The organism is Nocardioides sp. NPDC057772, from assembly GCF_042798075.1.
Taxonomy (GTDB): domain Bacteria; phylum Actinomycetota; class Actinomycetes; order Propionibacteriales; family Nocardioidaceae; genus Nocardioides.
Genome location: NZ_JBHVKN010000156.1, coordinates 1 through 12,054, shown reverse-complemented (window position 1 = coordinate 12,054; position 12,054 = coordinate 1). Strand labels below are relative to the sequence as shown.

General features: G+C 71.6%; 8 protein-coding genes. 7 read left to right on the top strand and 1 reads right to left on the bottom strand.

The window, feature by feature from the left end:
- Both ACFVJS_RS20875 and ACFVJS_RS20870 read left to right on the top strand, forming a co-directional pair.
- Positions 1–1,173, top strand: a 1,173-nt coding sequence (locus ACFVJS_RS20875; protein ID WP_378884332.1) for a flavin monoamine oxidase family protein, incomplete at its 5' end; no start/stop codon positions are given.
- Positions 1,174–1,259: 86 nt separating this feature from the next.
- Positions 1,260–1,856, top strand: a complete 597-nt coding sequence (locus tag ACFVJS_RS20870) for an adenylate kinase (protein WP_378884330.1) — start codon at positions 1,260–1,262, stop codon at positions 1,854–1,856.
- Here ACFVJS_RS20870 and ACFVJS_RS20865 read toward each other — a convergent pair.
- Positions 1,829–2,719: a LysR family transcriptional regulator gene (locus ACFVJS_RS20865; RefSeq protein WP_378884337.1), complete on the bottom strand. Its 891-nt coding sequence runs from the start codon at positions 2,717–2,719 to the stop codon at positions 1,829–1,831. The two genes, ACFVJS_RS20870 and ACFVJS_RS20865, sit on opposite strands and share 28 nt — an antisense overlap.
- A 71-nt stretch (positions 2,720–2,790) precedes the next feature.
- On the opposite strand from ACFVJS_RS20865, the gene gabT reads away from it, so the two are divergent.
- The 5 genes from gabT (at position 2,791) to ACFVJS_RS20840 (ending at position 11,972) form a co-directional block, all read left to right on the top strand.
- Entirely contained in the window at positions 2,791–4,128 is a 1,338-nt protein-coding gene (gene gabT / locus ACFVJS_RS20860; RefSeq protein WP_378884326.1) for a 4-aminobutyrate--2-oxoglutarate transaminase, read from the top strand.
- Complete coding sequence (locus ACFVJS_RS20855) at positions 4,125–5,399, top strand: Glu/Leu/Phe/Val dehydrogenase (RefSeq protein WP_378884323.1); 1,275 nt, start codon at positions 4,125–4,127, stop codon at positions 5,397–5,399. Before gabT ends, ACFVJS_RS20855 begins: the two co-directional genes overlap by 4 nt.
- A gap of 5 nt (positions 5,400–5,404) precedes the next feature.
- Positions 5,405–6,865, top strand: coding sequence for an NAD-dependent succinate-semialdehyde dehydrogenase (locus ACFVJS_RS20850; protein ID WP_378884335.1), 1,461 nt, complete (start codon positions 5,405–5,407; stop codon positions 6,863–6,865).
- Between the two features lie 166 nt (positions 6,866–7,031).
- Complete coding sequence (locus ACFVJS_RS20845) at positions 7,032–10,484, top strand: indolepyruvate ferredoxin oxidoreductase family protein (RefSeq protein WP_378884321.1); 3,453 nt, start codon at positions 7,032–7,034, stop codon at positions 10,482–10,484.
- A 222-nt stretch (positions 10,485–10,706) separates the two neighbouring features.
- Entirely contained in the window at positions 10,707–11,972 is a 1,266-nt protein-coding gene (locus ACFVJS_RS20840) for a prolyl oligopeptidase family serine peptidase (protein ID WP_378884318.1), read from the top strand.
- Positions 11,973–12,054 lie beyond the last annotated feature (82 nt).

Here is a 12,054-nt window from a genome sequence, read left to right as displayed (position 1 = left end):
GTCTCGCCGGACCAGGACGCCCTGATCGGGATCCTCGACGAGCTCGAGCTGCCGACCTATCCGCGCTTCCGCGAGGGCGAGTCCCTCTACGTCGACAAGGCCGGCGTCGCGCACCGCTTCGGCGACGAGCTCCCGGTCGGTGAGTCCACCTCGGCTGCGATCGCGCAGCTGACCAAGACGCTCGACGCGCTGGCCGCCGCGATGGACCCGGCCCGGCCGTGGGAGCTCGAGGACGCCGACCACCTCGACAGCGTCTCGTTCCGTGCCTGGCTCGAGGAGCAGTGCGACGACCCGGTCGCCGTCGACAACGTCGCCCTCTACATCGGGCCGGCGATGCTGACGAAGCCCGCCCACTCCTTCTCCGCCCTGCAGGCGGTGCAGATGGCCGCCAGCGCGGGGTCGTTCAGCAACCTCGTGGATGCCGACGTGATCCTCGACCGTCGGGTCGTGGGCGGTCTGCAGCGGGTGCCGCTGACCCTGGCCTCGCGTCTCGGTGACCGCGTCCGCCTCGGCCAGGACGTCACCCACATCGAGTGGGACGAGGACGGCGCCGTCGTCCACGTCGGCAGCGAGATCCACGCCGCTCGCCGGCTCGTCCTCGCGGTGCCGCCGACCTTGGTGAAGCGGATCCGGTTCAGCCCCGAGCTTCCCGCCGAGCACCGGATCGCCCGCGAGCACCAGTCCTTCGGTCTGGTCATCAAGGTCCAGGCGCAGTACGCGACGCCCTTCTGGCGCGCCGACGGCCTCAGCGGCACCGGGTTCGCACCCTGGCAGCTCGTCCACGAGGTCTACGACAACACCCCCGAGGGCGAGCAGCGCGGCACTCTGGTCGGCTTCGTCTCCGACGAACGCGCCGACGCCGTCGGCCGGCTCTCCGACGAGGAGCGGCGGGGTCGGGTGCTCGAGTCACTGGCGGCGTACTTCGGGGAGACGGCGCTCGAGCCGCTCACCTACGTCGAGAGCGACTGGCAGCACCAGGAGCTGACCGGCGGTGCGTACGGCACGAGCTTCGACCTCGGCGGTCTGACCCGGTGGGGTGCGGTGCTGCGCGAGCCGCTCGGGCCGATCGAGTTCGGCAGCAGCGACGTCGCGGGACACGGCTTCCAGCACGTCGACGGCGCCGTACGCGTCGGGGACGAGATCGCGCGCCGCATCCTCACGGTTGCAACGTGATCGCAGCGGAGCGAGGCCTAGCGTGACACCGGGCGCGCTCATCGTGGGGATGAGCGCGCCAACCTCGAGAAAGGTCCACGACTCGTATGCGCCTCCTCCTCATGGGACCGCCCGGTGCCGGCAAGGGCACCCAGGCCGCCGTCATCGCCGAGCGCTTCGCCGTGCCGGCGATCTCGACCGGCGACATCTTCCGGGCCCACGTCGCCCAGCAGACCGAGCTGGGGCTGGCGGCCCAGACGTACATGGACGCGGGCGAGTACGTGCCGGACGAGATCACCAACGCGATGGTCGCCGACCGGCTCGCCGGCGGTGACTGCGCGGACGGGTTCCTCCTCGACGGCTACCCGCGTACGCCCCAGCAGGTCGACGAGCTCGACGGGATCCTGGAGCTCGCCGGCGCCGGGCTCGACGCGGTGGTCCTGCTCGAGGCCGATACCGGCGAGCTCGTGGGCCGGCTCCTGGCCCGGTCTCGGGAGCAGGGCCGCGCCGACGACACCGAGCCGGTCATCCGCCGCCGGCTCGAGGTGTACGCCGCCGAGACCGGCCCGCTCGCCGACCGCTATGCCGAGCGTGGTCTGCTCACCACGGTGGACGGCCTCGGTCCGGTCGAGGAGGTCACCGATCGGATCCTGGCGGTGCTGAGCTCCGTGCCCGCTCAGCGGGCGGCGACCTCGGCGCCGTAGCGCTCGACGCAGAAGGCCGAGAGGCGCTCGGCCAGTCCGGCGAGCGCCTCGGCGGCGTGGTGCTGCGGGTCCCACGCCGCGTACAGCCTGATCCGCACCGGCCCCGACGGCGCCTCGATGTGCAGGGGCACCAGGCCGAATCGCGGATCGTCGGAGACGACCGCGATCCCGCGGCCCGACGCCGCCAACGCCTGCGCGACCTGGGCGTTGGACACCTCGAGGACGTCGCCGTAGCCCACGGCGGCGTCCTCGACCGCTGTGTCCAGGAGCGGCCGCGGCCGCAGGTCCTCGGTGAGCAGCACCAGCGGCCGCGTCACCAGGTCACGTACGTCCACGGACCCCCGCCCCGCCCACGGGTCGTCGGCCCGGACATAGGCCCACACGGGCAGCACCGCGAGCGCGCGGACCGCCAGCGACCGGCCCGGCGGGCGGGTGACGATCGCCAGGTCGGCGCCGGCGCGGACGGCGGCGACCGCGCCGCGCGGGTCGAGCTCGCGGACCTTCGCGACCGGGTCGTCCGGCCGCAGCGTCGCCAGGAACGGCGCGAGCACGTCGGTGAGCGTCGTGGCCGGCACGGCCAGATGCAGCTCATCGAGCCGACCGGAGGCCAGCACGCCCACGGCGCGCTCGAGGTCGTCCGCGTGCGCGAGCAGGTCGCGGGCGCGGGGGAGGAGGTCCTCGGCCGTCCGGGTCAGCCGCAGCCGCCGACCCTCCCGGGCGAACAGCGGCACGCCCAGGTTGGCCTCGAGCTGGCGCAGCTGCCGTGACAGCACCGGCTGGGTCACGTGCAGCACCTCCGCGGCGCGGGTGGCGGAGCCCGCGTCGGCGGTCGCGACGAAGTAGCGCAGCAGGCGCAGATCCATGCTCACGAGGCATGATTGTAGTAGTCAAAAGGTCTTGGACGACATGTGTCGCGGAGGTCCATGCTGAACCCATGACCGAGCTCACGACCCTCGAACAGTCCCGCCTCCTGCGTACGCCCCTTCCCGGCCCGCGCTCCCAGGAGCTCATGCGCCGCAAGGTCGCGGCCGTGAGCCAGGGCGTGGCCACCACCCTGCCCGTCTTCGCCGCCCGCGCGGCCGGCGGGATCGTCGAGGACATCGACGGCAACCGCTTCATCGACCTCGGCTCCGGCATCGCCGTGACCACCGTCGGCTCCAGCGCCGCCAAGGTGGTCGACGCGGTCTCCGAGCAGGTCGCCGCCTTCACGCACACCTGCTTCATGGTCACGCCCTACGAGGGCTACGTGGCCGTCGCCGAGCAGCTCGCCCGGCTCACCCCGGGCGACCACGAGAAGCGCACCGCGCTGTTCAACTCCGGCTCCGAGGCTGTCGAGAACGCGGTCAAGATCGCCCGCTCGTTCACGGGCAAGGACGCGGTCGTGGTCTTCGACCACGCCTACCACGGGCGCACCAACCTCACCATGGCCATGACGGCGAAGAACATGCCCTACAAGCACGGCTTCGGACCGTTCGCCGGCGAGGTCTACCGGGCCCCGATGTCCTACCCGTTCCGCGACGGCGACGAGATCGACGGCAAGCTGGCGGCGGCCCGGGCGACCTCCCAGATCGAGACGCAGGTCGGGGCCGAGAACCTCGCCGCCGTCGTGATCGAGCCGATCCAGGGTGAGGGCGGCTTCATCGTCCCGGCGCCGGGCTTCCTCGCCGCGCTGGCGGAGTGGTGCCGCGCCAACGACGTGATCTTCGTGGCCGACGAGGTGCAGTCCGGCTTCGGCCGCACCGGCACCTGGTTCGCCGTCGAGCACGACGGCGTCGTCCCCGACCTCGTGGTCAGCGCCAAGGGCATCGCCGGCGGCCTGCCGCTCTCCGCGGTCACCGGCCGCGCCGACGTCATGGACGCCGTCCACCCCGGCGGCCTCGGTGGCACCTACGGCGGCAACCCGCTCGCCTGCGCCGCCGCGCTGGCCGTGATCGAAACCATCGAGACCGAGGACCTGCTCACCCGGGCCCGCGAGATCGAGACGCGCCTCGTCGGTCGGCTCCGTGAGCTGCAGAAGAGCGACCCGCGCATCGGCGACGTACGTGGCCGGGGCGCGATGATCGCCGCCGAGTTCGTCGACCCCGCCACCGGCAACCCCGACGGCGCGGTCGCCAAGGCCGTCGCCGCCTACGCCCACGGCCAGGGTGTCCTCACCCTGACGTGCGGCACCTGGGGCAACGTCATCCGCTTCCTGCCGCCGCTGAGCATCTCCGACGAGCTGCTCGACGACGCCCTGGACGTACTCGCGGCGGGGCTGGAGCAGGCGTCGTGACGGCCACGCTCGAGAGGCCGGAGTCGACCGAGGCCAGCGTCCTCGACGACGCCCGGGCGCAGCTCGCCCAGGCCGTCGGCGTGCTGGGCCTCTCGCCGGACGTGCACGCGATGCTGGCCGAGCCCCGCCGGGAGGTGAGCGTCAGCATCCCGCTGCGCCGCGACGACGGCTCGGTGGAGGTGCTGCGCGGCTACCGCGTCCAGCACAACTACTCGCGTGGCCCCGGCAAGGGCGGCGTACGCTTCGACGCCCGCGTCGACCTGGACGAGGTCCGCGCGCTGGCGATGTGGATGACCTGGAAGTGCGCGCTGCTCGACGTCCCCTACGGTGGCGCGAAGGGCGGCGTACGTGTCGACCCGCGCAACTACAGCACGGGCGAGCTGGAGCGGATCACCCGGCGCTACACCTCCGAGATCGCGCCGCTGATCGGGCCGAACCAGGACATCCCGGCCCCCGACGTCGGCACCGACGAGCAGACCATGGCGTGGATGATGGACACCTACTCCGTCGGTCGTGGCCACACCGTCCTCGGCGTGGTGACCGGCAAGCCGATCTCGGTCGGCGGGTCGCTGGGCCGGGCCGGCTCCACCTCGCGCGGCGTGGTGGCGGTCGCCGTCGAGGCCCTGCGTCACGTCGGCATCGACGCCGAGGGCGCCACCGCCGCCGTGCAGGGCTTCGGCAAGGTGGGCCGTGGAGCTGCCCGCTTCCTGGCCCGCGAGGGCGTCCGCGTGCTCGCGGTCAGTGACGTCAACGGCGCGGTGCACCACGCGGACGGCCTCGACATCGCGGCGCTCGAGGCGTACGTCGACGCGACCGGCAGCGTCGTGGGCTTTCCCGGCGGCGCCCCGGTCGAGAGCGAGGAGGTCCTCACCGCTGACGTGGACCTGCTCGTCCCGGCCGCGGTCGAGGGTGTCATCCACGCGGGCAACGCCGCCCAGGTGCGTGCTCGGGTCGTCGCCGAGGGCGCCAACGGCCCGGTGACCACGGCCGCCGACGAGGTGCTGGCGGCGAACGGCGTCCTGGTCGTCCCCGACATCCTCGCCAACGCGGGTGGTGTGGTCGTGTCCTACTTCGAGTGGGTCCAGGCGAACCAGTCCTACTGGTGGAGCGAGGCCGAGGTCGACGAGCGCCTCGTCGAGCGGATGATCCGTGCCTGGAACGACGTTCTCGCCTACGCCACCGACAACCAGCTGTCCCTGCGCCTGGCGGCCACGTGCATGGCCGTCGAGCGCGTCTACCGAGCCCACGAAGTGAGAGGCCTCTACCCGTGACCGACCTGACCACCCGCCCCGAGACCACCTACCTCGACGCGCTCGACCCGGGCAACGGTGTCCTCGTCGGCGGCCGCTGGACCCCGGGGGCTGCCGGCGTCTTCACCGTGGAGAACCCCGCCACCCGTGAGGTCGTCGCCGACGTCGCCGACGGCACCACCATGGACGCGACCGCGGCCGTCGACGCGGCCGTAGCGGCGCTCCCCGCATGGTCGGCGCTTCCGCCGCGGACCCGCAGCGAGCTGCTCACCCGCGTACGCGACCTGATGCTGCGCGACGCCGACGACCTCGCCGCCCTGATCGCGCTGGAGAACGGCAAGTCCCTCACCGACGCCCGGGGGGAGGTGGGCTATGCCGCCGAGTTCTTCCGCTGGTACGCCGAGGAGGCCGTGCGCCCGCACGGCGACTTCGGATCGTCGCCGGCCGGCGGCACCCGCACCATCGTCACCCACAAGCCGGTCGGCGTGGCAGCCCTCGTGACGCCGTGGAACTTCCCGGCCGCGATGGCGACGCGCAAGATCGCCCCGGCCCTCGCGGCCGGCTGCACGGTCGTGCTCAAGCCTGCCTCCGAGACGCCGCTGACGGCGCTCGCGATCGCCCGGCTGATGGCCGAGGCGGGCGTGCCCGACGGCGTCGTCAACGTCGTCCCCGGCCAGGACGCTGCCGGCATCGTCAGCACCTGGCTCGCCGACCCGCGGGTCCGCAAGATCTCCTTCACCGGCTCGACCGGCGTCGGCCGCGTCCTGCTCCGCCAGGCCGCCGACCGGGTCGTGAACACCTCGATGGAGCTCGGCGGCAACGCGCCGTTCGTGGTGATGTCCTCCGCGGACGTCGAGGCGGCGGTCGAGGGCGCGATGGTCGCCAAGTTCCGCAACGGGGGACAGGCCTGCACCGCCGCCAACCGGATCTACGTCCACGCCGACGTAGCTTCGGAGTTCACCAAGCGTCTCGGTGCCGCCGTCGAGGCGCTGAAGGTCGGCCCCGCCGACCAGGGCAGCGACATCGGCCCGCTCATCTCCGCCAAGGCGTACGCCACCGTCACCGGCCTCGTCGACGCCGCCGTGGCCGCGGGCGCCGTGATCGCCCACCGCGCCGAGGTGCCCGACTCGGAGGGCTACTTCTACGCGCCGACGGTCCTCACCGGCGTACCGGCCGACTCGCCGCTGCTGCGCGAGGAGATCTTCGGCCCGGTGGCTCCGATCGTGGTCTGGGACGACACCGAGGAGATGCTGGCCTCGGTCAACGACACCGAGTTCGGCCTCGCGGCGTACGTCTTCGGCGAGCTGGGCGAGGCGCTGCACGTGGCCGAGCGGATCGACGCCGGGATGGTGGGGGTCAACCGCGGTCTCGTCTCCGACCCGTCGGCGCCGTTCGGCGGCGTGAAGCAGAGCGGCATCGGGCGCGAGGGCGCGCGGGTCGGCCTGGAGGAGTACCTCGAGACGCAGTACCTCAGCGTCGCCTGGTGACGGCGCCTGTGGTGATTGGCGTCACGTAGGCCCTTTCCATGATGATGTGACCCAGGCCACCCGCACACCATGCGGGTGGTTCCTCGGGACAGCCTCACCCCGGCGGTCCCGGCAAACACTCCAGACGGACCACCAGTGCCGCCCGGCAGATTGAGGAGTCACCCCTATGACCGCAGTGTTCGAGCCTGGGACATCGTTCGAGGCCTACGACCTGGCCGACCGCTACCGCGTCGGAGCCGGACCCGTGCTGCTGACCGGGATCCAGGCGATCGCGCGGATGCTCGTCGAGCAGCGAGCCCTCGACCAACGCCGCGGCCTGCGGACCGGCACCTTCATCTCCGGCTACCCGGGCAGCCCGCTCGGTGGTCTCGACCAGCTCCTGCTGGGGCTGCCGAAGGAGATGGCCGACGCCGACATCACCGTGGTGCCGGGCCTCAACGAGGAGCTCGCCGCGACCGCGGTGTGGGGTTCGCAGTCGGCGGTCACCCTCGACACCGAGCGCTACGACGGCGTGACCGGCGTCTGGTACGGCAAGGGCCCCGGCGTCGACCGGGCTCTGGACGCGATGCGCCACGCCAACATGTACGGAGCCCACCCCAGCGGCGGCATGCTGATGCTGGTCGGCGACGACCCGGCGGCGAAGTCGTCCACCGTTCCGGCGGTCAGCGAGCGCACCCTGGCGAGCCTCGGCATCCCGGTGCTGTTCCCGCGCAACGCTTCCGAGATCGTCGAGTACGGCATGGAGGGCATCGCCCTCTCCCGTGCCTCGGGCTGCGTGGTCGCGCTCAAGATCGTCGCCGACGTCGCCGACGGCGCCTGGGTGGTCAACCCGGAGATCGGCGTCCTCGACCCGGTCGTGCCGAAGACCGAGTGGGAGGGCGTCCCCTACACCTACGAGCCGACCAAGATCGAGCTCTTCCCGGACCGGATCGTCGGTGCGGAGGCCAAGCTCTACGGTCCGCGGATGAACGTCGTCAAGGCGTACGCCGCGGAGAACCACCTCAACCGGATCGAGGTCAAGGCGCCGAACGCCAAGGTCGGCATCGTCGCCTCCGGCTCCTGCTACGACTCGATGCGCCAGGGATTGAAGGACCTCGGCCTCGACCACGACGACCTGATGGCCGCCGGCATCCGGGTGCTGCGGCTGGGCATGATGTGGCCGGTCGAGCCGACCATCGTGTCGACGTTCGCGGAGGGGCTCGACGAGATCATCGTCGTCGAGGACAAGACCTCCTTCATCGAGCAGGGCATCCGCGAGATCCTCTACGGCGAGCCCGCCGCCCCGGTCATCGTCGGCAAGAAGGACCGCGCCGGCGTCCCGCTGGTGCCGCTCGACGGCGAGCTGACCGCCGGCCGCCTGCTCGCGCCGCTGCGCCGCGCGCTGAAGGGCTATGCCGACCTGAAGCCGGCCGGCCCCGCCCGGATCGACCTGCCGCTGCTGTCGACCTCGCGCACGCCGTACTTCTGCTCCGGCTGCCCTCACAACCGCTCGACCGCGCTCCCCGAGGGGAGCCTGGGCGGCGGTGGCATCGGCTGCCACACCCTGGTCACCGCCTCGCAGCGTGAGGACAGCGCCGTCGTCGGCATCACCCAGATGGGTGGCGAGGGCTCGCAGTGGATCGGGCAGGCGCCCTACAGCCACGCTGGCCACACCTTCCAGAACGTCGGCGACGGCACCTTCTTCCACTCCGCGCAGCTGGCGATCCAGGCGTGCGTCGCGGCCGGGGTCAACATCACCTACAAGCTGCTCCACAACGACGTCGTCGCGATGACCGGTGCCCAGAAGCGCCAGGGCGAGGTCGCGATGGAGCAGCTGACCCACAAGCTGATGAACGAGGGCGTCAAGGCGATCATCGTGGTCGCCGACGAGCCCAAGCGCTACCGTCGCGCCAGCTTCCCCGCAGGCGTACGTCTGTGGCACCGCGACCGCCTCGACGAGGCCCAGCGCGACCTGCGCGAGATCGAGGGCGTGACCGTGCTGATCTACGACCAGCACTGTGCCGCCGACGCGCGCCGTCAGCGCAAGCGCGGCAAGCTCGAGCCCCGCAACACCCGGATCGTGATCAACGAGGCCGTCTGCGAGGGCTGCGGCGACTGCGGCGTGAAGTCCAACTGCCTCTCCGTGCAGCCGGTCGAGACCGAGCTGGGCCGTAAGACCCGCATCGACCAGACCTCGTGCAACACCGACTACACCTGCGTCGAGGGGGAGTGCCCCTCGTTCATGGCCGTCGAGACCGACCCGAAGGTGAAGACCGCGAGGAAGGCGACCCCCGAGCCGCCGAAGGTCGCCGACCCGGGCTACGACGAGCTGGACCGCACCTACGGCGTCTTCATGGCCGGCATCGGCGGCACCGGCATCGTCACCGTCAACCAGGTGCTCGCGACCGCCGCCCTCCGTGCCGGCTACGGGGTCGAGTCGCTCGACCAGGTCGGGATGAGCCAGAAGGCCGGTCCGGTGACCGGTCACCTGCGCTTCGGCCCGGGCACGATCGATCCCTCCAACCGGGTCACCCCGGGCTCGGCCGACGCGCTGCTCGGCTTCGATCTGCTCACCCTCGCCGAGGGCAAGAACCTCGCCTACGGCGACCCGTCGCGCACCCGCGCGGTCGTGTCGACGTCGAAGACGCCGACGGGCCCGATGGTCTACGACAAGGACATCGCCTACCCGGCCGACGACGAGCTGCTCACCCGAGTCAACGGGGCGACGTCCTCGCTGCGTGCCTTCGACGCGCTCTCCGCCGCGGACACGCTCTTCGGCAACACCGCCGCGGCCAACTTCCTGCTGGTCGGCGCCGCCTACCAGGCCGGCGCCCTCCCGATCCCGGCCGAGGCGATCGAGGAGGCCATCGGCATCAACGGTGTCGCGGTCAGCGCCAACGTCGCCGCGTTCCGCTGGGGCCGTGCCTCGGTGGCCGCGCCGGAGGAGTTCGCCAAGGTCACCGGCACCGCCACCGCGCCGGTCGAGGAGATCGTCGTCCCGGCGCTCGACGAGGCGACGTTCGACGGTGAGGTGCGCCGCCTCGCGGAATACCGTGCCCCGAAGCTCGTCGCCTTCCAGAACCAGCAGACCGCTCGCGACTACGTCGAGGTCGTCGACCGGATCTGGAACGCCGAGCGTGCGGTCACCGACGACACCCACTTCTCCGAGGCGGTCGCCCGCTACCTGTTCAAGCTCACCGCCTACAAGGACGAGTACGAGGTCGCCCGCCTGCTCACCGCTCCGGCCGCCCTCGACGGCGTCCGTGCCGAGGTCCAGGGCAAGATCAGCTTCAAGCTGTCCCCGCCGGTGTTCGGGGCGATCCTGAAGGGCCGCAAGATGACCTTCGGCCCGCGCTCCCACTTCATGCTCCGCCTGCTGGCGACCATGAAGTTCCTCCGCGGCACGGTCCTCGACCCCTTCGGTCGTGCCCACGTACGCCGCACCGAGCGCGCCCTCCTCGCGCACTACACCGAGCTCGTCACCGGCCTCGCCGCGGACCTCACCGAGGAGTCCTACGCCCGGGCCGTCCGTCTCGCGGAGCTCCCGGACATGGTGCGGGGCTACGAGAACGTGAAGATGCGCAACGTCGAGGCCTACCGCAAGGCGCTCGCCGCCGAGGGGATCGACCTGACGGTCTAGAGCACATCGAACGCCTCAGCCAGCCTCGACCGCGCTCCGGCGCTGTCGAGGCTGGCGTCTGTCCGGCGGACGTTGTCGGCCGAGACGCAGGCCTGCCGAAGGAGACGCGCGGACCCCTGACCGGCACGAGAATGTTGACGTTCACATCGGCGGGTCATTAGCGTCCGGTGCCGATGTGATGTCGTTCACACGGCATGCTCGGTCCCTGCCGAAGGAGCTCCTATGCGCACCTCGATCACCCGCCGTTCCGTTCTCGTCTCCGGTGCCGCAGCCGGGGCCTCGGCACTGCTGGGCACGCCCGCGGCCAGCGCCGCCGTGAACGCCTCGAGCGCCGGGGGCGGGGCATGGGTGACACCGGTCGCCGAGGTGCTCGACGGCGGCGAGCAGGTCACGTCGCTGCGGATCTCGTCGGCCGCCTTGGCCCGTGCGGAGCGGTCGTCGCTCACGGCGAATACGTTCGCGGTGCACGTCGCGGCCACCAACCCGCTGACCGGCGGGGTCGCTTACGAGCAGGACCGCGTGGTCAGCGCTGCAGGCTGGTCCCGCCGTGACGAGGTCACCCTGAAGCTCCAGCATGGCTGGGGGGTCGCCGGCGGGGGCACGCTGAGCTATATGGGGGCCTACGGGCGAAACGTCCTCCTGGACCTCGACTACACGGTCACCCAGGTCGAGCCTCTGCAGGGCGCCGCGGGGAGCGGTCGGATCGTGATCGACTCCTTCCGGCAGGGCCGCCTGTCCGACCGAGAGGTCGACGCGTTCGGCCATCATGCGACCGCGTCCGGCCTGAACTACCGGTTGTTCTCGCCCGCAGGGGCCGGCGGCCCCGACGGTGCGGCGCTCGTCGTGTGGCTGCACGGTGGCGGTGAGGGAGGCCTGCTCAACGACGGCTACGACTACTACGACAACGAGACGCAGCTGCGTGCCAACCGGGGTGCGCTCGGGTTCACCACACCGGAGGCGCAGGCTCACTTCGGCGGTGCGTACGTGCTCGCGCCGCAGTCGACGTCCGCCTGGATGCTGGACGGTGACCGATTCGCGCCTCTCGTGATGGAAGCGATCGAGGAGGTCGTCGCGACCCGCCGGATCGACCGGCGAAGGATCCACGTGGTCGGCTGCTCCAACGGTGGCTACATGTCGCTCAAGATGGTCGCCGAGCATCCGGACGTGTTCGCGACCTCGACCCCGATCTGCTGTGGCATCGGTGCACGCGACGGGTCGAGCACCTACTTCATCTCCGACGCCGAGCTCGAGGCGATGTCGACACCGACATGGTTGGTCGCCTCCGCCGACGACACCACGCTGAACTCCCAGGCGAACACCGTCTATGCCCACGAGCGGATCGACGGCTCGATCATGAGCCTCTACGACCGGGTCACCTGGGACGGCAACACCTTCCCCGGCCACTGGTCGTGGATCTACGTCGCGCGCAACGACCCGAGCCACGACGGCCGGAGCATCTGGGAGTGGATGGCGACGACGAATCGGTGACCGGCTGCGTCCGGGGCGAGCTCGTCTAGAGCACGCCGAACGCCTCTGCCAGCCTCGACTGCGCTCCGGCGCTGTCGAGGCT

Bases quoted from the DNA above. Each gene is read 5' to 3' on its own strand.
- ACFVJS_RS20870 (WP_378884330.1), top strand. From the start codon at position 1,260: ATGCGCCTCCTCCTCATGGGACCGCCCGGTGCCGGCAAGGGCACCCAG.
- ACFVJS_RS20865 (WP_378884337.1), bottom strand. From the start codon at position 2,719: ATGGATCTGCGCCTGCTGCGCTACTTCGTCGCGACCGCCGACGCGGGC.
- gabT (WP_378884326.1), top strand. From the start codon at position 2,791: ATGACCGAGCTCACGACCCTCGAACAGTCCCGCCTCCTGCGTACGCCC.
- ACFVJS_RS20845 (WP_378884321.1), top strand. From the start codon at position 7,032: ATGACCGCAGTGTTCGAGCCTGGGACATCGTTCGAGGCCTACGACCTG.
- ACFVJS_RS20840 (WP_378884318.1), top strand. From the start codon at position 10,707: ATGCGCACCTCGATCACCCGCCGTTCCGTTCTCGTCTCCGGTGCCGCA.